The sequence below is a fragment of the Amycolatopsis sp. YIM 10 genome (assembly GCF_009429145.1).
GTDB lineage: Bacteria > Actinomycetota > Actinomycetes > Mycobacteriales > Pseudonocardiaceae > Amycolatopsis.
Genome location: NZ_CP045480.1, coordinates 851,075 through 872,963 on the forward strand (window position 1 = coordinate 851,075; position 21,889 = coordinate 872,963).

A 21,889-nucleotide genomic window follows, 5' to 3' on the forward strand; every position below is an offset into this window, starting at 1 on the left:
CGTTGGTAGCGTCGGGCGGTGTCTTCGACCGTCTTCGCAGAGCACCGGTTTTTGTTGCCACTGAGCCACAAAGAACCCCACGGAGAAAAAATCGAGGTCTTCGCGCGAGAGGTGCGGACGCGGGAGGACCGGCCGTGGCTGCTGTACCTGAACGGCGGTCCCGGCTTCCCGGCGCCGCGGGTCGACGGCGACGAAGGCTGGTTGCGGCGAGCGCTCGCCGACTACCGCGTCCTGCTGCTCGACCAGCGCGGAACGGGCCGGTCCACCCCGTTGAACCGGCACACGCTCACCCGGCTCGGGCCGCACCTGGAGCACTTCCGCGCGGATTCGATCGTGCGGGACGCCGAGCTGATCAGGCGCGCACTGCTGGGCGACGAGCAGTGGTCGGTCCTCGGCCAGAGCTTCGGCGGCTACTGCACGGTGGCGTACCTGTCCATCGCGCCGGAGGGCCTGCGGGAAGCGCTCATCACCGGCGGCCTGCCCGGCGTGGAAGCCGACGCGGACACGGTCTACCGGCACCTCTACCCGGTCGTCGCGGCGAAGATCGCCGCCCACTACGAGCAGTTCCCCGGCGACCGCGACCAGGTCAGGCGAATAGTGCAGTACCTTCGCGCCCGCGAGGTGCGGCTGCCCGGCGGCCGCGTGCTGACCGTCGACGCGTTCCGCCTGCTCGGCAACCTCCTGGGCTCCAGCACAGGCAGCCGACAACTGCATTACCTGCTGGAAGACCCGTTCAGCGCCCGTCAGCTTTCGGACGCGTTCCTGATGCGCGTGCAACAAGAACTGTCGTGGGCGAGCACTTCGCCGATCTACTCGCTCCTGCACGAGGCGACCTACGCCCAGAACGGCGTGACCGGCTGGTCGGGCGAGCGAGTGCGCGCCGAGTTCCCCGGTCTCGACTTCCTCGGCGAAATGATCTACCCGTGGATGTTCGACAACGACCCGTTGCTGAGGCCGTTCCGCAGCCTGGCCCACAGTCTGGCGCAGCACCACTGGCCCGCGCTGTACGACCTGGACCGGTTGCGGGACAACGAAGTTCCCGTCGCCGCCGCGATCTACGCGGAGGACATGTACATCGCACGCGACCTCTCGCTCTCGACCGCGGGCCTGATCCGCGGCCTGCGCCCCTGGCTGACCTCCGACTACGGCCACGACGGCCTGCGCGTGAGCAACGGGGCCGTGCTGGATCGTCTGCTCGCTACTCTTCGGGAATGAGCGCGCTCCCGTCCCAGGTGAAGCGCGCGGTGGTCACCGCGTCGTCGCCGTCGCCACCGGTGATGAGCTGGTGGATGCCCACGCCGCTCAGCTCGGCGTAGGTGCACCACTCGTGGTCGGACGTCAGCATCAGGTCCAGATCCAGCGCGGCCAGCAGGGCGAACACCTGCCCGCGGTTCGTGGTGTCCACGCCGACGAAGACCTCGTCGAGCAGGATCACGCGAGGAGCTTCCGGCACGGCCTGGTAGTGCGCGGCGACCGCGGCGAACAGCGGTAGGTGCAGCGCGATTGCCTTCTCCCCACCGGAAAGCGCGCCGTGCAGCTTCCTGGTCAGCAGCTCCCAGCCGTTGCCGTTGGCGCGATCGACCTTCACCACGAACCGGTGCCACGAGGTGTAGTCGAAGACCTGGGCGAGTTGCTCCTCCCAGGTCGTGGCGGTGTCATCGGCCCGTGCCTGCTCGATGCGCTCGCGGAAGAACTGGTGCAGCGACTGCCGATCGTCGTCCGACAACCGCACCGGGTCCTTGAGCAGCAGCTCCCTCGCGGCCTTGGTGCCGGGCGGCAGGTCGGGGGCGACCTGCCAGACCAGGCGCACGGCCACCTTGGACGCGGTGCGCACGCGTTCCAGGCGGGCGTTCATGTCGTCGACCAGCTCGTTGGCCTGGCGGATGCGGGCCGCGAGGTGGCGCCGGGTGTCACCGGTCAGCGTCTGGTCGAACAGCTCGCGTTCCCGCTCGGTGATCTCGTGGCGGCTGTCCTCGGCTTCGGTGTGCAGGATGTGCAGCAGTTCGGTGGCGCCGACCCGGAGCCCGTCCACCACCGCGGTGAAGATCTGCACGTCCTCGTCGGTTTCCAGGTCGAGATCCGCACGTGCGCTCAGCGCGCTCCGGCAGGTGTGCACCGACTCGGACAGCCGGTGCAGTGCGTCGCCGAGGTTCTTCGGTGCGTGCGGCATGGTCGGCCAGGCCGTGGTGACCAGCCTCGCGGCGTCCAGCGCGGCGCGAACACCTTCGGAGGCTCGCAGCGTTTCTTCGAACTTCGTCAGGTCGTCGAGGCCGCTGTCGGCCGGGAACACGCCGGTGGCCAGCTGGCGGAAGCGGTGCGCCGCCACGTCGCGCCGGGCGGCGGCTTCGTCGCGGGCATGCGCGTCGGCCTCCCGGCGTGCGCCGAACTCGCCGAGCCGGACGGCCAGTTCGGTGACCTCACGCGCGGTCGCACGCCGTTCTTCGGTGAGCGCGCCCAGTTTCTTGCGCAGCTCGGTGATCTCGGTCAGCACTTCGTGGTACTCGACCTTGAACGTGCTGTCCACCGCCTCGAGCGTGGTGGCGAGATCTTCGTAGCGGACTTCGGCCTCGACCGCCTCTTCCTCGCGCGCGGCCGACCCGGCCGCCGACCGCCGGGCCTGGTCGCGCGCGACCGTCAGTACGCGCCGCGCGTCGTGCAGGTCCTCGAGCGCCTCCAGCCAGCTTTCCGCCTGGTCGTGGAAGGAGCTGACCGCGGATTCCACTGTGGACAAACCGGTGCGGTCGGCGGGCAGGCCGTGTTCCGCGGCCAGGCTGGTCAGCTGCCGCAGTGCCTTGGTGACGTCACCCTCCCTGGCTGTCACCGTGTCGACGCGTTCCCTGACCACGCGGTTCGCGGCTCCGACTTCGGCTTCGGCCCTGGTCAGCGCCTGCGTGGCGATGATCAGCGGACCGTGACCAGGGCGGCCCTCGCGTTCGGCTTCCAGCACTTGGCGCCGGTTGCGCAACGAGGTCAGTTCCCGTTCCAGCGAGGCGACTTCCGCTTCCTGGTCGGAAATCTGGTCTTGCAGGTCCTGGATCCGGCGTTGCCGCGCGCGTTGCCGGGCCGCCGAACCGACGTAGGTCGCGTGGTCCTTCTGCCAACTGCCGGTGAGGTTCCCGATCCGCCAGGAACCGTCGGCGCCGATCGCGGCCGGCTCGTCCGGCAGCACCTCGCCGAAGGCCACCGAAGACAGCAGCCGCCGGGCGCCGTCGTTCTCGGGCACGAGCACGTCCGCGAGTGAACTACCGGCGACAGCCGGCAAGGCGTACGGGTCGGCAAAAAGGTCGTGCCCCTCGATCTCCCCGCGCGGGCCTAGCCACGCGTCGAGCAAACCGGACGCTTCGAGCGCGGCCTCGATCGAGGCGCGACTGCTTTCCGTTGTGCTGTCGGCAAAATCCACCAGCCGCCAGAGTGGTGCGCCGGTCATGCGGGTTCGGTCCGCTGTCCTGGTGGCCGGTGCGTCCGGCGGGATGTCGTGTTCGGCGCTGAGCTTCTCGACCTCGGTGGCGAGTTCGCCCCGCGTTCGCTCGGCGGCGGTCAGCGCCGCGCTCCTCGCCGTTTCGAGCGTCGTGATTTCCTGCTGACCGCGCAGCGCGGCTGTTTCGACCAGCGCCAGTACCGCGGATTCGGATTCGGCCTGCTCGGACACCGCCGACGGGTCGTCGAACCTCAGTTCCCGGCACCCGGCCGCCCAGTCGGCCAAGCGCGTGCCGAGGTCGGTGAGCACGCTCTCGCGCTCGACGGCTGCCGTGTCGAGAGCCTGCTGTGCCTGGGAAAACGCCGTCCGCGCCAGGTCGAGATCGTTCTCGGCCTGCTGGCGCACTTCCACGGCTCGCTCGTGCGAGTCGAGCGCATGGCCGACCTCGCCGAGCTGCTCGCGCTTGGCCCGCAGCGCCGCGCGGAGCAAGGGCCGCCCCGGGGCACGGACCAGTTCGGTGTGCACGCTGGTCAACCCGGCCCTGGCCGCCGCGTGGCGGATGTCGGTCTGCTGGGCCTGCACGGTTTCCAGGTGACGGCGTTCCGCTTGTTCGGCCTTGTGCACGGCAGCCTGGTCGGCCTCCGCCTCCGCGCGTTTGCGGTCGGCGTCCTCACGGATCCTGGTCGCTCGCTTTTTCGCTTCGGCGGTCCGCTCGCGCAGCCGATCCAGCTCCTGGCCCTGCTTGTACGCGTCGCTCTCGGTCAGGCCCGCCTTGCGCGACTCGGCTGCGCTGATCTCCTTTTCGAGCGCGGCAACGCGGTCTTCCGCTGCCGTTTTCTCCGCTTCGACGCGGGTGTGCTCCTCGGCCGACGCGCGTGCCGCCTTCGCGAGGTTCTCCAGGTCGGTGGTGGCGGAGGTCAGCGCGGCCGCGCCGGCGCGCAGCACCCGTTGCGCGTACGTCTTCTGCCGGGCGGCCAGGGTGCGGGTCGCCGCGACCTCCTCATCCAGCTTGGTGAGCTTGTCGCGCTGGGAATCGAGCCGTTCGAAGCCCTCGGCGAGGTCGGCGATCTCCTGCTGGCCCAGCGGCGGCAACGCCCTGGAGAGCAGGTTCGACAGCAGCCCGGGATCGAGGCGCTGGGACAGCTTCGGGGTGCGGAGTTGCAGCAGCGCCAGGATCAGCGCGTCGTAGCGCTGCTCGCTCAACGACGGGAAGAGCGACGTCCGGACCTCGGTGCGGTAGTCGGCGGCGCTGCCGTGCACGGTGCCGCGCTCGCCAAGCCGCTCCATCAGCGCGTTCTTGGTCAGCGGCTGACCGGCTTCGGTCACCAGCGAGAAATCCGAGCCGATGCGCAGCTCGGTGGTGAAGTACTCGGGGTGCACCGTGGTGGTGTGCGTGCTCGCCTGGAGCCGCGCGCCGCAGGTGAACCAGCGGTCGCCGGCACGGAACTCCAGCCAGACGTACCCCACGCGCGTGGTGCCGGTGGCACCCTCGCCCATCAGGTTCCAGTGCATGGTGCGCTCGCCGGTGCCGAAGGTGGACAGCCGGTTCGCGCGCAGGTTCGCGTCGAAGAGGAACGGCAGCAGCACTTCGAGCGCCTTGGACTTGCCGCTGCCGTTGGGCCCGCGGAGCAGCAACCGTCCTTTGTGGAATTCGAAGACCTCGTCGTAGTAGCGCCAGACGTTGAGGATGCCCGCCCGCGTGGGAACCCAGCGAGCTGTGTCCGCGGCACAGCGAGGCAGGTCGGTCACGGTCATGACGTGGTCTCCTCGGTGGTCCTGGTGGCGGCCACGGCATACCGCGCCGCGGCCGGCTGCGGCCGGATCACGCCCGAAGTGACCCGCACCAGGTCGAAGGCGGTCAGCACGGCGAGCGCGTCGGTGGTCAGCTGGCGCGGGCCGTCGTCACCGCGGTAGCTCTTGGCCCAGCGGGGAAAGCGTTCGAGCAGGGCGGTGGCGGTGAACTCCAGCTGCTCGACGGTGACCGGGCCGGTCATCGTGTCGAGCAGCAGGAGCGCGGCGACCCTGGCGTTGGCGGCGTCGTCGGGGAACCGGCTGTCGGTGGCGATGCCGTCGACGTCGATCAGCAACACGCCCTCGATGCGTTCCTCCAGCAGGAATCCGCCCAGCTCGGCGGCCTGGCGGAGCAGGCGGCGCCCGGTCGGCGAGTTGAGGTACGCCTGCTCGTCATCGGACAGGTCGTCGAAGTAGACCACCGGATCGTCGACCAGCCTGCGGAAGATCGAATGCCGCAACCACAGGTTCCGCTGCACCTCCGACGCGCCCGGTGTGTCCTCGTGGCGCCCGGAGGACAGGCCGTACCGGCGCTCCCGGGAGACGGCTTCGAGCAGCTCTTCGAAGCGCAGCGCCACGTCCTCGTGGGGCACGGCGAGTTGTGAAGGACCGACGGGTGCGGCCAGCAGGCGCAACAGAAGCGTGGCGTCCACGCGGTAGAGCACCTTCGCTTCGGCCGAGTCGACGAAGGTCTCCGTGGCCCCGTCGACCACGTCGACGGCACCATAGGTTTCGAGCAGGTGCAGCACATCGACGAACGCCATCCGCTCGCTCCGGCTCGACGTGTCGAACGTGGTGACCACCTCGTCCGCGCCGGTGGCCCTGGCGATCCGGTCGGCCAGCAGGCCGATGGTGGTCACCGGCACCGACAGCAGTTCCGCGGCGACCACGCAGAGCAGCACGTACCGGCGGCGGTCGAACGGGGCCCGGCCCGAACGCAGCCGCCGGGCGGGCCGTCCGGCGTCCGCGGCCACCCGCACCTTGACCAGCCGGGCGTATCCCAGGCGCGGTTCGACGGTCAGCGTCCAGCCGCAGTAGTAGTCGAACCACTTGCGGATCGGTTCCCGGCGGCGCCGCACCAGGTCGAACACCTCGGGCGCCGATCGCTCGGTGATCAGGGGCGTGGCCAGCAGGCGGCGGATGCCGTGGGCGACCTCCTCGCGTTCTGCGGTGACCAGGTGGTTCGCGAGCTGGCTCATGCGCGGTCTCCGCTCGCTCGTTGTCTTCGTTGCCCGGCCGCCCGGATCTCGAGTTCGTAGTCGGGGCCGCGGAACTCACCGCGGTTGGTGGTCAGCACGGCGATCGCGCCGTCCCGCGGCGGCCGCAGCAGGATCTCGATCCGGCCGTCCGAGGTGGTGCTCCGCCGGGTACCGCCGGGGTCTGGCCCGGTGGCGAGCGCCCGGCCAAGCAGGTCCAGCAGGCGTTCGAACAGCGCGTGGTCGATCCGGTCGAAGGCCGAGAGCCGGATCGGGCCGCCGGTGTCGAGCAGGTCCCAGGCGGCTTCCAGCTCCGCTCGTTCCGCCAGCGCCCGCTCGTTCCGCGCCGCCTTGATCGCGGTGACGTCGCGGACGCGACCGGTTTTGGTGAACCGCTCGGCTTTGCCCGCGGACCTGAGCAGCGGTGACACCGCGACCGGCGGCGTCTCGTACCAGGACGCGGCGGGGCTGATCAGCTCTGGATCCGGATGCGCGAGGTGCGCGTGGCGCGCGGAGCCGAGGCCGAACATGGTGCTCCACAGGCGGTGCAGGTCGTCCTGGGCCGGGGCCGCGGTGAACCACCTGGCCAGCTCGCGGAAGTCGGCGACCGCGCTGCTGGCGTGGCGCTTGGACTCGGTGATCCTGGCGAGCACCTGCAGCAGGGTGATGATCGCCCGGCGGGCGACCAGGTGCAGCTGCTCGACCCTGGGCGCCGAGCCGTCCAGCGGCCGGAACCACGCGCGCAGCCCGTCCCAGCGAGCGCGCCGGTGCGCGAGCCAGGCCGGGCCGGGATCGGTGCCGGTCAGGTGGGGGAGGTCGGCGCCGAGCAGCGCGCGCTGGTGCAGCAGGTCGACGCCGTGTGCCTCGATCTTCTCGATCCGTGTGGCGATGGTGTGGCTGCGAGGCTCCAGGTTGGTGAGGAACTCTTCGAGATAGGCCACGGTCGACGCCTTGACCTCGTGGAACGTGGTGAGGTCGGCGCCGTCCGCGCGCAGCAACCGTTGGAGTTCGCCGTTGAACTGCTTTGTGTTGCCCCGCAAGGCTTCCAGATGTCCCTCCAGCTCGATCAGCGCGCTGAAGATCCGCCGGTCGGAACCGGTGTCCAGCTCGTGCAGCAGATCGCCGAGCCGGTCGGAGATCGCATCGAGCACGGCGGTCTGCAGTGCGCCGGTGGAGGCCAGCAGGCTCATCGCGTGCACCACGCCGGCGAACGCCGCTTCGCCCTGCCTGGTGAGGGAGTACTGCAGGTTGCGGCGTTCGTACTCGCTGGCGGTGCGGTAGTTCTCGGAGTGGTTCTGGATGACGTCGACCAGGCGCCAGTCCCGGAGCTGGTCGAGCGCGGTGGAGAGATCGTTGTCGGTGAGGGCGTCGAGCCAGCCGACCGAGCGCAGGCGTGCGCGGACCTCGTCGAGCCCGAGCGCGGTTTCCAGGCGTTCGCTGGCCTCACCGAAGGCGTGCAGGACCGCGACGTACAGCTCGGCCCGGTCGCCGCTGGTGAAGCGGAACATCTCGGGTGGGACGCGGATCGGGTCCATGGCGACACGGTAGGTGGTGATACCGACAGTTATTTCATGGTGGGTAGTTCGGTGAGCAAGGCCGGTGCCACGCGCTCCTCGGAAACCGTGGTGCCGACGGTGTTCAGGTGATCGGCCGGCGCCGCGTCCCACGGCACCGCGGTGACCCGGCCGACCGGCGGCCCGTCACCGGCCGCGGCGAGGTGGTCGAGCGCCAGCACGCTCGGTTCTCAAAGACCCAGACGTCCTCCGGCGGCTCGATACGGCTGGTTCTGAGCTGTTGCAGGGTAGGCACGGCGGCTTGACCAGCTGCGGGGACCCGGCTCGTGACGTCGTCGCCCTCGGTGCGGAACCCGGCGGCGAGCACGGTGGAGGACAGCCGCGCGTGGACCACCTGCCACAACGGTGCGAGTTCGGGCTTGTGACGGAGTTCCACACTGGTCGCCAGCATAGACTCGTCCCCGTGAGCAGGGACGAACGTGAGCTGGGGAGCGCCTGGACCAAGTTCCAGCGGCTCTCTTTTCCGGGCCCGTCACCTGCTTTGGCGCGCTACGTGGCTCGCTACTGGGATGTCTCGTGGAACTACGAGACGCCCTATCGGCAGTTGATCGTGCCCTATCCGAATGTGCACCTGGTGTTCAACCGGAGCGGTGGCGCCTACGTGACGGGGGTGTCGTCAGGACACCAGATCCGGGTGCTCTCGGGCGCGGATGGCGTCTTCGGCGTCGCCTTCCGACCAGGCATGTTCCGCCCGTTCCTGGGCCGCTCGGTGTCGACCTTGACGGACCGCACTGTGGATGTCGCCGAGGTGTTCCGCGAGCCGATCCCGGACCCGCTGACGGTTTCGGGCGTCGAGGAGTTCCTGCTGAGCCAGTTGCCTGCCGCCGATCCACGAGCCGATACCGCCGCGGACGCTGTCAGCCTGATCATCGCCAAACCCGAAATCACGACGGTTGCCATGCTGGCCACGGCACTGGGCACGAACGCGCGTGCCCTGCAACGCCTTTTCGCCGAGTACGTCGGCATCGGCCCGAAGTGGGTGATCCGACGCTACCGGCTGCACGAGGTCACGGAACGCCTGGCCGCGGGCGGTGCCGTCGACTGGTCCGCACTGGCCGCGGATCTCGGCTATGCCGACCAGTCCCACTTCACCAGAGACTTCAAATCCATATTCGGCGAATCCCCAACACGCTACGCAGAACGTTACTGATATGTCACTTACTTAAGTGTCTAAATTCGGGGTGGTGTTCTGGTGTAAATCTGCGCCGCGCGAAGCCGGGAGGGCGGCCCCGAAGGGTTGTAGTTCGGTCCAGCGGTGAAGGGTAGGTGCTTGTGGCGGCGGAGCAGCTCGTCCTGATTCGACATGACGGGCTGTGAAGGATGTGGGAGAGTACACTACGTGCATGTCGCTAGAAGCCGAGCTGGAGCAGTATCGACGTCAGATCGCCACTGATGCATACCCAATGTCGATTGGCGAACTGAGCAACCTTTACCGAGACAACGAGCTAGACATTCATCCTGAATTTCAGCGGATATTTCGATGGTCTGACGAGCAGAAGACTCGCTTGGTCGAGAGTATTCTTCTTGGAATACCATTGCCGAGCATCTTTGTTGCTCAGAATGAGCGTGGGGTTTGGGATGTGGTTGACGGTGTTCAGAGGTTGTCGTCTATCTTTCAATTCATGGGGATACTGAGGGACGAGGGCGACGTCGTGCAGGAACCCTTCGTCTGTGGCACTCCGCCTTTCTTAAAGAGCATGAACGGCATCGGCTTCGAGGATTCTGGTGGGGCAAAAAAGACGCTCACGTCTGCGCAGCGTCTCGACTTCAAGCGCGCGCGTATAGATGTCAAGATCATCAAGCGCGAAAGCGATAAGCGCGCTAAGTATGACTTGTTTCAGCGCCTCAACTCTTACGGTACGAAGGCCACGGAGCAGGAGCTTAGAAATTGCCTGCTGGTGAGTATCAGCAAGTTGCACTATAAATGGATCGAAGAACTGTCCAATGATCCGATTTTTCTGGGAGTTCTCGACTTGCCGGAGCGACTCCTTGAGGAACAGTATCATATGGAACTTGCATTAAGATTCATTATTTTTCGCCAGGTCAACGAAGCGCAGTTGTCCAAGATTGGAAATATCGGCGAATACCTTGACGCGGAGATTGTATCGCTGACCGAGTTTAATAAGAAAAAGCGCGACGAGGAAAGCCGTATTTTGCGCAACACCTTCGCGTTGATGGACGAGGCCGGGGGGCCAACCTTGCTGCGCAGGTGGAATCCTCAGCGGGAGCGAATGGAAGGGCCATTTGCTTTGACTGCTTTCGAGACTATGGCGCTCGGAATCGGCTACTATGATGCAAGTAAGCGCATCACTGCTCCGATTCTTCGGAAGAAGCGTTCGGAGTTGTGGCAGAAAGAAGGTTTTAAGTCCGGCTTTTCTTTTGGTTTGCGCGCCGATCAGCGTATGCGTAAGACTATCCCTGCGGGTCGGAGACTTTTTGGGGCCGTGGTGGAGCAGTGAACGCGGAGGACTTTGCGAACCACCTTCATAGAAGTCTGGCGAAGCGTAAAGTCGAACTAACTGACGTTAGAATTTACATTCGGCAGTTGTCGGGTGGGGCTTCGACTGGCAACTGGGCAGAAAGAAGTGCAATTGTTCTCGCTTATGCTCATTGGGAAGGATTTGTCAAGGAATCTAGTGTTCGCTACATAAAACTGATAAATTCTAGAGGGGTCAGAGTTGATCGGCTGAATTTATCTTTGCAAGCTGCTTGTCTGGCATCGCATTTCAAGCGGGCGCAAGGTTCTGTCAAGATTGGCTACCTTGGATCTATTCTTTCGGAGATGGATGCTAGGCGGTGTGAGGTATTTCGACTAAGTCCGGAAAAAATAGTCGACACGGAAAGCAATTTATCATCCACGGCCTTCAAGGGGCTTGTGATCGCGCTTGGTCTGGACTATTTGGATACTTATGCAACACGGCAAGCCTTTATTGACGAAAAATTGGTGCACGGACGGAATCAGGTTGCTCATGGTGAAATGGTTTCATTTACCTCCATGGAGGCAATCGATCGAATTGATGGCGTTCTGGTACTGCTGCAGGAGTATACTGATCAGTTGATCGATGCGGTGCGTGACGAGGTCTTTTTTTTGTTAGGTCGTCGAGCATAGGAGCGGAGGGGCGATTCTGCTGTTCGGGAGGGCGAACTATCGGCCCGGTGTGCTCAAGGTAGGACTTGACAGACTGGTCGATGAGCTGGAGCGACGAAGCTACAGTCGTCACTTCGCTCGCCCAGGGTCAGCCGCGCGACTTGGGGGAGCGAGCGAAGTCGCCGATGAGTGTTACGCGCTCACGGCTGACACGGTTGCGAGTCAGCTCGTGTGCCGCTGGAGCAGCTAGCAGTCAAAGTAAGGCAGGCACCACTAGCTTGGTGTCTGGGCTTGGTCGCCTCGATGCCTCTGCGTGCCCCCGGCAGGATTCGAACCTGCGACACCCGCTTTAGGAGAGCGGTGCTCTATCCCCTGAGCTACGAGGGCGGGGACGTGCGCCCTCAGCCTACCCGGCCCAAGAGCACGACCGCAGGCCAGGGGAAAGATCAGGGATTGATCACGGCGCGTCATAGAACCGCCCCGCCACCGTCACCGTATTGCCGGTGGTCACCAGGCGGGTGTGGCTCGCTTCGAAACCGACGCTACCCCTAGGTAACCTTCGGCGATGGGAAGCGGGGACCCCGCGTCCCCCGGCAGCCGGAGGCGTCCGTTGATCAAGGTGATGTTTGCCGACGACGAGGAACTGGTCCGCTCGGGCCTGCGCGCGATGCTGTCCGGAGCTCCGGACATCGAGATCGTCGGCGAGGCCAGCGACGGCAGATCAGCCGTCGAGACCGCGCGCCGGTTTCACCCGGACGTGGTCCTCCTCGACATCAAGATGCGCGCCGCCGACGACGGCATCCGCGCGCTCCGCGCCATCCAGGCGTTCCCCGAACCACCCACCGTCGCCATGCTGACCACCTTCGACATCGACGAGTACGTCAGCCTCGCTCTACGACTCGGGGCCAACGGCTTCCTGCTCAAGGACATCGACCCCGCCGCCCTGCTCAGGGCCATTCGCGACCTCGCCCGCGGCGGCGCCGTGCTCGACCCCGGCGTCGCCGCCCGGATGGTGAACGCCCACCGCGACGAGCAGCGCGCCGCGCAACCCGCGCGCAAGCTGCTGGCCTCGCTCTCCGAACGCGAACGCGAGGTCGTCGGGCTGATCGGCCAGGGCCTGTCGAACGCCGAGATCGGCGGCAGGCTGCACCTGTCCGAGGCCACCGTCAAGGGCTACGTCAGCGCCGTGCTCTCGAAGATCGGCGCCGCCAACCGGGTCCAGGCGGCGCTGCTCGCCTACCGCGGTGGCCTGATCGACTAGAACCCATGCTCATCGCGCTGGAGATGATCGGGCTGGTCGCGTTCGCCGGCTCCGGCGCGCTGGCCGCGGTGCAGGCCCGGCTCGACCTCTTCGGCGTGATCGTGGTCGGCCTGACCACCGCGCTCGGCGGCGGCATCATCCGCGACGTGCTGCTCGGCATCACCCCGCCGACCACCCTGCGCACCTGGCCCTACCTGGCCGTTTCCGCCGCCACCGCGCTGCTTGTCTTCCTGTTCCACCCGCAGGTGGCGCGGCTGCGGCGGGCCGTGCTGCTGGCCGACGCGATCGGGCTCGGCGTGTTCGCCACCGCCGGCACCTCGATCGCGCTGCACGCCGGGGCACCGGTCTACACCGCCTGCCTCATTGGCATGACCACCGGTATCGGCGGCGGCGCTGTGCGTGACCTCCTGCTCCGCGAGATCCCGCTCGTGCTCCGCAAGGAGATCTACGCGGTCGCCGCGCTGGCCGGGTGCGTGCTGGTCGGGGCCGGTCACCTGCTGCGGCTCCCGCCCGGTCTGGTCACCACGGTCGCCGCGGTGACCACCGTCGCGATCCGCGTGCTGGCGCTGTGGCGCCGCTGGAACGCCCCGGTCGCGAAGGGCACCCCACCGAGTACATTCACCTGATTCTGCGCGTGCTCTTAGGACTGTCTCAGACCAGCGGGTAAGACTGTGCCCATGCGCATTCTCGTTGTCGACGACGACCGGGCGGTCCGCGAGTCGCTTCGCCGCTCCCTGGAGTTCAACGGCTACCAGGTCGAACTGGCCAGCGACGGTGCGATGGCCCTCGAGTCGATCATCGCCAACCGGCCGGACGCGATGGTGCTCGACGTGATGATGCCCCGTCTCGACGGCCTCGAGGTGGCCCGCCGCCTCCGCTCCACCGGCGACGACCTGCCGATCCTCGTGCTCACCGCCCGCGACACCGTCTCCGACCGGGTGTCCGGTCTGGACGCCGGTGCCGACGACTACCTGCCCAAGCCGTTCGCGCTGGAGGAGCTGCTCGCCCGCCTGCGAGCCCTGCTCCGCCGCGCCAGTCCGGAGGCGCAGCCCGGCCAGCAGGTCGAGACGCTCTCCTTCGCCGACCTCACCCTCGACCCCGGCACCCGCGAGGTCCGCCGCGGCGACCGCGAGATCAGCCTGACCCGCACCGAGTTCGCGCTGATGGAGCTGTTCCTCTCCTACCCGAAGCACGTGCTCACCCGTGGCCGCATCCTCGAGGAGGTCTGGGGCTACGACTTCCCGACCTCGGGCAACGCGCTCGAGGTCTACGTCGGCTACCTGCGGCGCAAGACCGAGGCCGGCGGTGAACCCCGGCTCATCCACACCGTGCGCGGTGTCGGTTACGTGCTCCGCGAGACCCCACCGTGAGCGCAGGCGTCCAGACGGTGGTGGTCGGGGAGGACCCCACCCCGGAATCGGGCCGGCGCCGGATGTCGCTCGGCTTCCGGGTCACCATGCTCGCCGCGGTCTGCGTCGCCGGCGCGGTCGCACTGGCCTCGTTCGGGGCCTACTTCACCGTGCGCGACAACCTGTACAGCCAGATCGACGAGAGTCTGAACTCCCGCGCCAGCACCGTGCTCAACGACCCCGACGTGGTGCGCACGGGCGGCGCCGAGATCCCCGGTTACATCTTCAAGCTGGCCGACGTGCAGTTCGACGTCATCTACCCGAACGGCGAGAGCGCGCTGCGCGACCAGGTCACCGGGCGACCGCCGATCGGGCAGCCGGAGCGGCAGGTCGCGGCCAGGACCGGTGGCCCGTCGATCCGCACCGACGGCAAAACCGACTCGCGCGTGCTCGCCGTGCCGTACGAGGTCACCGGCGGCACGCCGCTCGCGTTGATCATCGCCCAGCCGCTCGAAGGCACCAAGCGCACGCTGAACGAGCTGTCCGTGGTGCTCCTGCTGATCGGCGGCGCGGGCATCATCGTCGCCGCGCTGGCGGGCACCGTGGTGGCCCGCGGCGGGCTCCGGCCGGTCGAGCGGCTCACCCAGGCGACCGAGCGGGTGGCGAAGACCGGCGACCTCACGCCGATCCCGGTCAGCGGGGACGACGAGCTGGCCAGGCTGACGCACAGCTTCAACACCATGCTCGGCACGGTCGCCGAGTCGCAGGAGAGACAACGCCAGCTGGTCGCGGACGCCGGGCACGAGCTCCGCACCCCGCTGACCTCGCTGCGCACCAACCTCGAACTGCTGCTCGCGGCGAACCGGGCGGGCGCGCCGAAGCTGTCCGACACCGACCGGGCGGACATCGAGGCCGACATCGGCGCCCAGCTCGACGAGCTGACCCAGTTGATCGGCGACCTGGTCGAGCTGGCGCGGGCCGACGAGCCGCGGGCGCAGTTCGAGCGGGTGGAGCTGGTCGAGGTGGTCGAGCGGGCGCTGGACCGGGCCCGGCGTCGCGCCGGTGACATCGAGTTCGACGTGGACCTGCGGCCGTGGGTGCTCAGCGGCGACTCCAGCTCGCTCGAACGCGCGGTGATGAACCTGCTGGACAACGCGGTGAAGTTCTCCCCGCCGGACGGGCACGTGCGGCTGCGGCTGTACCCGCTCGGCGACGGCACGGCGGTGGTCGAGGTCGCCGACTCCGGCCCCGGCATCGCCGAGGAGGACCTGCCGAAGGTGTTCGATCGGTTCTACCGCTCGTCCGAAGCCCGTACGCTGCCCGGGTCCGGCCTGGGCCTGGCCATCGTCAAGCAGGCCGCGGAACGCCACGGCGGCACGGTGTACGCGGGGCAGGCGCCCGGCGGCGGTGCGCTGCTGACCATCCGACTCCCCGGGGTGCCCGGCTGAGGAAATCCTGACGATCGCGATCGGTGTTTGATCGTGTAGGATTTTGTGTAGTTGATGGGGTTCGGGATGGAGTCGACAAAGTGCTGGCGCGGCAGCGACAGGCGGTGATCCTCGAAGAGGCGCGGCGGACCGGTGCGGTCCGGGTCAGCGACCTCGTCGGCAGGCTGGGCGTATCCGACATGACGGTGCGCCGCGATCTCGACGTGCTCGCCAGCCGCGGGCTGGTGGAGAAGGTCTACGGCGGCGCCACCTCGGTGGTCGGCAAGAGCACCGACGAGCCGGGCTTCGAGGCGAAGTCCGTGCGCCAGCGCGCCCAGAAGGAGGCCATCGCCGCGCTCGCCGCCGGCCTGGTCAAGCCGGGCACGGCGATCGGCATCTCGGCGGGCACCACCACCTGGACCCTGGCCAGGGCGCTGGACGCGGTGCCGGGCCTGACCATCGTGACGAACTCGATCCAGGTCGCCGACGTGCTGCGCGGGTCGAGCCAGGCCGACCGCACCGTGGTGCTGACCGGCGGGGTGCGGACCCCGTCGGACGCGCTGGTCGGCCCGGTCGCGGTGAACAGCCTGCGCTCCCTGCACCTCGACGTGGTCTTCCTCGGTGTGCACGGCATGGCCGACGGGCCCGGCTTCACCACACCGAACCTGACCGAGAGCGAGACCGACCGGGCGCTCGTCGAAGCGGGCCGCCGCCTGGTGGTGCTCGCCGACCACACCAAGTGGGAGATCGTCGGCATCTCCACCATCGCCGATCTGGACGAGGCCGACGTCGTGGTCAGCGACGACGGGCTGTCCGAGCGCGCCATCGAAATCCTCCGTGAGAAAGCTGGAGAGTTGATCATCGCGAATGTGCCGGGGGACGACGAGTGAGGCGCACGTCGCACAAGCTCGCGGACGGCCGGGAGATCATTTACTTCGACGCCGACGAGCACGCCCCGCCGCGCACCGCGGTGGACACCAGGGACCTGCCGCCGGTGGCGGCGGCCTCGGAGATCCGGCTCGACCCGCTCACCGGCGAATGGGTGGCGATGGCGGCGCACCGCCAGACCCGCACCTACAAGCCACCTGCCGATCTCTGCCCGCTGTGCCCGAGCAAGCCGGGAAAACCCAGTGAGATCCCGGAATCCGACTACGAGGTGGCGGTTTTCGAGAACCGCTTCCCGTCCTTCGCCCAGGGCGTCTCCGGTGTCGAGTCCATTGTGGACGGCATGCCGATGGTGCCGCTGGCGCCCGGCCGCGGCCGCTGCGAGGTGGTCTGCTTCACCAGCGACCACGACCGCTCGTTCGGTCAGCTGAGCCGGCGCCAGGTGCGCACCGTGGTCGAGGCGTGGGCCGACCGCACCGCCGAGTTGTCCGGTTTGGACGGTGTGCGCCAGGTCTTCCCGTTCGAGAACCGGGGTGAGGAGATCGGCGTCACCCTGCACCACCCGCACGGGCAGATCTACGCCTATCCGTTCGTCACCCCGAAAACCGCCAGGATGCTGGAAGTGGCGCGCGCGTACCAGGCCGAGCACGGCAGGCACGTGCTCGGTGACGTGCTCGCCGCCGAGCGGGCCGCGGGGGAACGGGTGGTCGCGCGCGGTGAGCACTGGACCGCGTTCGTGCCGCCCGCCGCGCGCTGGCCGGTCCAGGTCCAGGTGGTGCCGCACCGGCAGGTGCCCGACATCCCGGCGCTCACCGACGCCGAGCGCGACGACTTCGCGTCCGTCTACTTGGAAGTGCTGGGCCGGTGTGACGCGCTTTACAACCGCCCGCTGCCGTACGTGGCCGGCTGGCACCAGGCCCCGGTCGGCGCGGGTCGCGAGGACTGGTGGCTGCACCTCGAACTGTTCTCCGTGCTGCGGAGCAAGGACAAGTTGAAGTACCTTGCCGGTTCGGAGTCCGGGATGGCGGTCTGGGTGAACGACACCACCCCGGAGCAGATAGCGGAGAGGCTGCGCGCCGCGCGCTGAGTCGTTCTGGTCCAACCCACAGGTTCGGCTCAGGTGCCTCTCAGGACCGGAGCGCATGGTGGAGACATGACCGAGAACGACCCGCACGGCCAGGGGCCGGAAGCTCAGGACAAGCCGGATAACTCCGCTGGGAACGAGTACGCCGCGCCGAACCCGTGGTCGGCGCAGAGCGCGCATTCGGAGCAGCCGCAGCACAATCCGTACGCGGCGACTCCCGGTCAGCAGTACTACCAGCAGTACCAGCCGACGGGCACCGCCGTTTACCCACCGCCGCAGCAGCACCAGCAGCAGCGCGGCCAGGGCGCGGGCAAGCTGGTCGCCGGGGTGGCCGTGCTGGCGCTGCTCGTCGGCGGTGGCGCGGGCGCGGTCGGCGGTTACCTGGCTTCCGACGGCTCGACCTCGTCGGCCAGTTCGCTCGAAGCACCGCAACCGGCCAGGCAGACCGGCAACGCACCGGCCGGCTCGGTGGAAGCGGTGGCGCAGAAGGTTTCGCCGAGCGTGGTCCAGCTGCAGGTGGTCGGCCGGGGTGGCCAGGCCAACGGCGGCTCGGGCTTCGTCATCGACGGCAACGGCTACGTCCTGACCAACAACCACGTGGTGGAGAACGCCGCGAACGGTGGCGGGCAGATCCAGATCGTGTTCCAGGACGGGCGCAAGGCCCCGGCGACCGTGGTCGGCCGCGACCCCAGTTCCGACGTGGCGGTGGTGAAGGCCGAGGGCGTCAGCGGGCTGACCCCGGTCGAGCTCGGCCGCTCCGACGATCTGAAGGTCGGCCAGGGCGTGGTCGCCATCGGCTCGCCGTTCGAGCTGTCCGGCACGGTCACCTCGGGCATCGTCAGCGCGCTGCACCGGCCGGTGAAGGCGGGCGGCGACCAGGGCAGCCAGGCCACCGTGATGGACGCGGTGCAGACCGACGCGGCGATCAACCCCGGCAACTCGGGTGGTCCGCTGGCGAACATGGCCGGGCAGATCGTCGGCATCAACTCGGCCATCTACAGCCCGCCGAGCAGCGGGCAGTCGCAGGGCGGCAACGTGGGCATCGGCTTCGCCATCCCGATCGACCAGGCGCGCCGCACCGCGGACGAGATCATCAAGACCGGCAAGGCCACCCAGACCTTCATCGGCGCCACGGTGACCGACGCGCCGGAGGGCGGCGCGGCGATCCGCGAGATCACCCCGGGCAGCCCCGCCGAGCAGGCCGGGCTCAAGGCGGGCGACGTGGTGACCAAGATCGACGAGCGGCTGGTGGACAGCTCGGACGCGCTGGTCGCGGCGATCCGCACGAAGACACCCGGCGACAAAGTGAAGCTGACGCTGGCCTCGAACAACGTCATCGAGGTGACCCTCGGCGGCCAGCCGGTGCCGACCAACTAAGACGCTCGGTCGCAGTAGCGACCGAGACCAACTCCCGGCCTAGCAGGGACCGGTGGAGATGAACCGCGGTGATCAGGAAGCCCCCTCCTGGTCCCCGCGGTTCCTTCGTACCAGTACGTACAAGCCGATCCCCAGCCAGACGGCGGTGAGGGTGAGGCCGAGGCCCAGCCAGGTGTTGCCGTCGTGCAGCCCAGGGCTCGGCGGCGTGCCGTAGGTGCGCCACAGCAGCGGAACGGCCAGCAGGCACAGCACGCCGGTGAGCGCACCGCCGACCAGCAGCGGCTTCGCGTTCGGCAGGCGCGTGAGGGCGTACCCGGCGAGCGCGATGAGCGGCGCGAGCAGCAGGTCGTGCACCAGCGGCCCGGCGACCAGCCAGATCCCGACCGTGAAGTCGGCCAGTGGCACCAGCAGGTACACGCCGTAGACCAGCGCGGCGACGCCCGGCAGGGCGATCAGGTATCTCATCGGACCTCCAGGCGGCGGACCCACTTCGTCTGCAGCACACCCGGCCGGTTCGGGGCGATCACCCGGCACGGATAACCGTGGTCGGGCGGCAGCACCTCGCCGTTCAGGGTGAGCGCGAGCAGGGTCAGCGGGTCGGCGGTGTGCGTGCCCGGCAACTCGCTCGTGGCGTACAAACCGTTGCGCTCCAGGGAAAGCACGCGTACGTCGGCACCTGGCCCGGCGCCGGCGGCACGCAGCAGATCGGCGAACGAGACCCCGCTCCACACCGCCGACTGGCTCCAGCCCTCGACACAGGCGATCGGCAGTTCCGCGGTGGTCTGCGGAAGCGCGGCGAGTTCGTTGCGGGAGAAGGACTTCATTCCGGTGGCGGTGACGATCTCCAGTCGCCAGTTCGGGTCCTGCGCCGTGGCGAGCACGCCCGCCGCGGCCGCGGTCCGGTTCACCGGCAGGTCCCGGCCCGACCGCCACGACAGCCCGGAGACGTTGCGCAGCAAGGGAACCGTCGCACCCGCGGTGGCGACCACGGCCACTCCGGTGACCAGCCACGTGGACCGCAGGAAACCCCGCCGGGACAACCCCGGCGCGGGCTCCTCCGGTTCCTTCGGCCCGCGGATGATCGGCAGCTTGACCGCGACGTGCACCACCACCGAACCGACCGCGATCCAGGCGACCGCGTAGTGCAGCGACGGGAAGTAGAAGTCCCACGGGTAGTTCTGCGCCACGTTCAGCAGGCCCGTGACCACCTCGAAGAAGGCCGCCCCGGACAGCACCAGGATCGACAGTCGTTCCAGCGCGTGCGGGATCGACCGCACCGCCGGCTTCTCGAACAGCTTCGGGTAGACCGTCCACAGCTTCGCCAGCAGCAGTGGGATCGAGGCGATCCCGGAGATGACGTGCAAGCCCTGCGTGATCCGGTACAGCTGGACCGGGCGGCTCGGCCAGGTGAACCACGAAGGCGGATGCTGGATGAGGTGGCTGAGCAGGCCGGTGAGAAAGCACAGCAGGAACGCGATGCCGAGCGCGGCGCCGATCCGCGAGGTCACCGCCGGGGAGTGCGCCGCGGCGCGGAAGCGGTTCATCGCCGCCTCAGTTCGGCGAACCAGCGTTGCCCGCTGGTCGCTGTCCATTCCGGACGGAAGCCGGTGCGGGCTGCGAGTTCACCGAGCGCGTCCGCGCCGACCCAGGCCCACGGGAACCAGGAACCGGTGCCGATGCGGACCTCGCTCCGCTTCAGACCACGGCCGGGCGGATCGAGTTCCACCAGCGCTGTGCCATCGGCGCTGAGCAGGCGGTGGACGCGGTCGAGCAGGGCCACCGGGTCACCGCCGATGCCGAGATTGCCGTCGGCGAGCAGGACGTGCCGCCAGCGCCCTTCACCGGGCAGCGGGCGGAACACGTCGCGGCGCAGTGCGACCGCGCCGCGTGCTCTGGTCAGGCGGATGGCCACGGCGGAATGGTCGACGCCCAGCGCGGTGATCCCGCGCGCGGTCAGCGCGGCGGTGAGCCGTCCCGGCCCGCACCCGAGGTCGATCGTCGGACCGGTGCAGCGGCCGAGCAGCAGTTCGTCGCCCGCGCCCGGCTCCTCGGTCCAGCGTTCCGCCGGCAGCCGGATGCGTTCGCCCGTCCCGGATTCCAGCCAGCACGGGCCGCCGAGCAGGCCGGTGTCGAAGGCGGTCATGCCAGCACCGCCGTGGCGAAGCGGCCGTGCGTTCGTGACGCCACCGCGACCGCGTCCGCCATGGTGTCCACATCGGACAACCTGGTGCCGATGTCGACGGTGAGCCCCAGTGCCTTCCGGGTGAGCGCGCCGGTGTCCGGTGTGGACATCGGTACCTCGGTGAGCGCGCGGGCTTTCAGCGGGTCGCGCAGGCCCAGCGCCCACCAGCCGCCGTCGTCGGCCGGGCCGAGCACGGCCTCCCGTTCGTCGAGCCGGGCGGCCGTGGCGACCAGGAGAGCCGGTGTGACCTGCGGGGTGTCCATGCCGATCTGCAGCACGGGCAGGCCGGGGAAGTGCGCTGCGGTGTCGGCGTGCGCGTTGGCCAGCCGTTCGCCGAAGGTGTTGCCGCGCTGGGGAAGAACGGTGGTACGCCCGAGCGCCTCGGTGAGTTCGGCGCGGTTCGCGGCCGCGGCCAGTTCGCCCGTGAAGGCGACGACCGGGACCGCGCCGGGGGTGGCGAGCACGGCGTCGAGCGTGTCGAGCAGCGACGCGGCGGCGATCCCGGCGGCCTGTTCGGGGGTCGCGGGCGGGCACAGGCGGGTCTTGGCGAATCCGGGTACGGGAGCCTTCGCGACGACCAGTAGGGCGAACCAGTTCACCGGGCCAGCACCCGACCCATGTCGCGGACCGCGCGCAGCGTGCCGCGCACCGACCCGGAAACCTTCGACTTGGTGCCCTTGGCGCGTTCGCCGTAGCTGACCTCGAACTCGTCGATCCGCCAGTCTGCTCGACCGGCCTTCACCAGCAGTTCCAGCGGATACCCGAAAGCGCGATCAGTGATCTGCAACGAGAGCAGGTGCTCTCGCCGGGCAACGCGCATCGGCGCGATGTCGCTGACGCCGAGGCCGCGACGGCGCAGCAAGGCCGCGAGCGCCGCGTTGCCCGCTCTCGCGTGCCACGGCCAGGCGTTGCTGCTCGTCGGAACCCGGCGGCCCACGGCCAGGTCGGCGCCGTCCCGGACGGCCGCCACCAGCACGGGCAGCTCGCGGGGATCCAGCGAACCGTCGGCGTCGAGGAAGGCGACCAGCTCGGCCGTCGCCGCTTCGAGTCCACTATGGACGGCTGCACCGTAGCCGCGTCGCGGTTCGTGCACCACCTTCGCGCCGAGACCCGCGGCGATCTCCGGCGAACCGTCACCGGAGCCGTTGTCGACCACGATCGCGCGGTAACCATCGGGCAGCGCGCCGAGGACCCCGGGCAGCGCGGCCGCTTCGTCGAGACAGGGAAGTATCACGTCGACCATCACGGCCGTTCACG

At 68.6% G+C, this 21,889-nt stretch carries 20 protein-coding genes and 1 tRNA gene; 11 read left to right on the forward strand and 10 right to left on the reverse strand.

Features of this window, described 5'->3' with window-relative positions:
* Positions 1-111 precede the first annotated feature (111 nt).
* Positions 112-1,215, forward strand: coding sequence for an alpha/beta fold hydrolase (locus YIM_RS04285; RefSeq protein WP_228004548.1), 1,104 nt, complete (start codon positions 112-114; stop codon positions 1,213-1,215).
* Here YIM_RS04285 and YIM_RS04290 read toward each other — a convergent pair.
* From YIM_RS04290 to YIM_RS04305, 4 genes are read right to left on the reverse strand one after another with little or no spacing between them, the layout of a single operon-like run.
* Positions 1,199-5,173 carry a TIGR02680 family protein gene (locus YIM_RS04290; protein ID WP_153029092.1) on the reverse strand — a complete coding sequence of 1,325 codons (3,975 nt, stop codon included), beginning with the start codon at positions 5,171-5,173 and terminating at the stop codon, positions 1,199-1,201. The genes YIM_RS04285 and YIM_RS04290 overlap by 17 nt on opposite strands.
* Entirely contained in the window at positions 5,170-6,408 is a 1,239-nt protein-coding gene (locus tag YIM_RS04295; RefSeq protein WP_153029093.1) for a TIGR02678 family protein, read from the reverse strand. The genes YIM_RS04290 and YIM_RS04295 overlap by 4 nt, the downstream gene beginning before the upstream one ends.
* Entirely contained in the window at positions 6,405-7,940 is a 1,536-nt protein-coding gene (locus tag YIM_RS04300) for a TIGR02677 family protein (protein WP_153029094.1), read from the reverse strand. The genes YIM_RS04295 and YIM_RS04300 overlap by 4 nt, the downstream gene beginning before the upstream one ends.
* A gap of 29 nt (positions 7,941-7,969) precedes the next feature.
* Positions 7,970-8,140 (reverse strand): DUF2399 domain-containing protein, encoded by a 171-nt coding sequence (locus YIM_RS04305; protein WP_153029095.1) that lies wholly within the window; start codon positions 8,138-8,140, stop codon positions 7,970-7,972.
* Positions 8,141-8,382: 242 nt separating this feature from the next.
* Here YIM_RS04305 and YIM_RS04310 point away from each other — a divergent pair, with 242 nt between their 5' ends.
* From YIM_RS04310 to YIM_RS04320, 3 genes are all read left to right on the forward strand, one after another.
* Entirely contained in the window at positions 8,383-9,129 is a 747-nt protein-coding gene (locus tag YIM_RS04310) for a helix-turn-helix domain-containing protein (RefSeq protein WP_228004549.1), read from the forward strand.
* 193 nt (positions 9,130-9,322) lie between these two features.
* Positions 9,323-10,438, forward strand: coding sequence for a DUF262 domain-containing protein (locus YIM_RS04315; protein WP_153029096.1), 1,116 nt, complete (start codon positions 9,323-9,325; stop codon positions 10,436-10,438).
* Positions 10,435-11,088: an MAE_28990/MAE_18760 family HEPN-like nuclease gene (locus YIM_RS04320; protein ID WP_153029097.1), complete on the forward strand. Its 654-nt coding sequence runs from the start codon at positions 10,435-10,437 to the stop codon at positions 11,086-11,088. The genes YIM_RS04315 and YIM_RS04320 overlap by 4 nt, the downstream gene beginning before the upstream one ends.
* A gap of 293 nt (positions 11,089-11,381) precedes the next feature.
* On the opposite strand, the gene YIM_RS04325 is transcribed toward YIM_RS04320, so the two are convergent.
* Positions 11,382-11,454, reverse strand: a tRNA-Arg gene (locus YIM_RS04325).
* A 223-nt stretch (positions 11,455-11,677) separates the two neighbouring features.
* Here YIM_RS04325 and YIM_RS04330 point away from each other — a divergent pair.
* From YIM_RS04330 to YIM_RS04360, 7 genes are all read left to right on the forward strand, one after another.
* Entirely contained in the window at positions 11,678-12,328 is a 651-nt protein-coding gene (locus tag YIM_RS04330) for a response regulator transcription factor (RefSeq protein WP_113694589.1), read from the forward strand.
* Positions 12,329-12,333: 5 nt separating this feature from the next.
* The gene (locus YIM_RS04335) at positions 12,334-12,954 is read left to right on the forward strand and encodes a trimeric intracellular cation channel family protein (RefSeq protein ID WP_153029098.1); all 621 of its coding nucleotides are present in this window, start codon (positions 12,334-12,336) and stop codon (positions 12,952-12,954) included.
* 51 nt (positions 12,955-13,005) lie between these two features.
* Positions 13,006-13,698 carry a response regulator transcription factor gene (locus YIM_RS04340; RefSeq protein ID WP_153029099.1) on the forward strand — a complete coding sequence of 231 codons (693 nt, stop codon included), beginning with the start codon at positions 13,006-13,008 and terminating at the stop codon, positions 13,696-13,698.
* 62 nt (positions 13,699-13,760) lie between these two features.
* The gene (locus YIM_RS04345; protein ID WP_153036780.1) at positions 13,761-15,125 is read left to right on the forward strand and encodes a cell wall metabolism sensor histidine kinase WalK; all 1,365 of its coding nucleotides are present in this window, start codon (positions 13,761-13,763) and stop codon (positions 15,123-15,125) included.
* Positions 15,126-15,205: 80 nt separating this feature from the next.
* The gene (locus YIM_RS04350) at positions 15,206-15,994 is read left to right on the forward strand and encodes a DeoR/GlpR family DNA-binding transcription regulator (RefSeq protein WP_153029100.1); all 789 of its coding nucleotides are present in this window, start codon (positions 15,206-15,208) and stop codon (positions 15,992-15,994) included.
* Positions 15,991-17,076 (forward strand): galactose-1-phosphate uridylyltransferase, encoded by a 1,086-nt coding sequence (gene galT / locus YIM_RS04355; protein WP_153029101.1) that lies wholly within the window; start codon positions 15,991-15,993, stop codon positions 17,074-17,076. The genes YIM_RS04350 and galT overlap by 4 nt, the downstream gene beginning before the upstream one ends.
* A gap of 66 nt (positions 17,077-17,142) precedes the next feature.
* Entirely contained in the window at positions 17,143-18,450 is a 1,308-nt protein-coding gene (locus YIM_RS04360; protein ID WP_153029102.1) for a S1C family serine protease, read from the forward strand.
* A 72-nt stretch (positions 18,451-18,522) separates the two neighbouring features.
* Here YIM_RS04360 and YIM_RS04365 read toward each other — a convergent pair whose 3' ends face one another.
* Genes YIM_RS04365 through YIM_RS04385 form a run of 5 tightly spaced genes read right to left on the reverse strand, consistent with a single transcriptional unit; the run spans position 18,523 to position 21,875 of the window.
* Positions 18,523-18,915, reverse strand: a complete 393-nt coding sequence (locus YIM_RS04365; RefSeq protein ID WP_153029103.1) for a hypothetical protein — start codon at positions 18,913-18,915, stop codon at positions 18,523-18,525.
* Positions 18,912-19,994 carry a molybdopterin-dependent oxidoreductase gene (locus YIM_RS04370; RefSeq protein ID WP_153029104.1) on the reverse strand — a complete coding sequence of 361 codons (1,083 nt, stop codon included), beginning with the start codon at positions 19,992-19,994 and terminating at the stop codon, positions 18,912-18,914. Before YIM_RS04370 ends, YIM_RS04365 begins: the two co-directional genes overlap by 4 nt.
* A complete protein-coding gene (locus tag YIM_RS04375) occupies positions 19,991-20,593 on the reverse strand; it encodes a methyltransferase domain-containing protein (RefSeq protein ID WP_153029105.1) in 603 nt (200 codons plus the stop codon). Before YIM_RS04375 ends, YIM_RS04370 begins: the two co-directional genes overlap by 4 nt.
* The gene (locus YIM_RS04380) at positions 20,590-21,231 is read right to left on the reverse strand and encodes a DUF2064 domain-containing protein (RefSeq protein WP_153029106.1); all 642 of its coding nucleotides are present in this window, start codon (positions 21,229-21,231) and stop codon (positions 20,590-20,592) included. The genes YIM_RS04375 and YIM_RS04380 overlap by 4 nt, the downstream gene beginning before the upstream one ends.
* Positions 21,228-21,875, reverse strand: coding sequence for a glycosyltransferase family 2 protein (locus YIM_RS04385; protein WP_153036781.1), 648 nt, complete (start codon positions 21,873-21,875; stop codon positions 21,228-21,230). Before YIM_RS04385 ends, YIM_RS04380 begins: the two co-directional genes overlap by 4 nt.
* Positions 21,876-21,889: the final 14 nt, after the last annotated feature.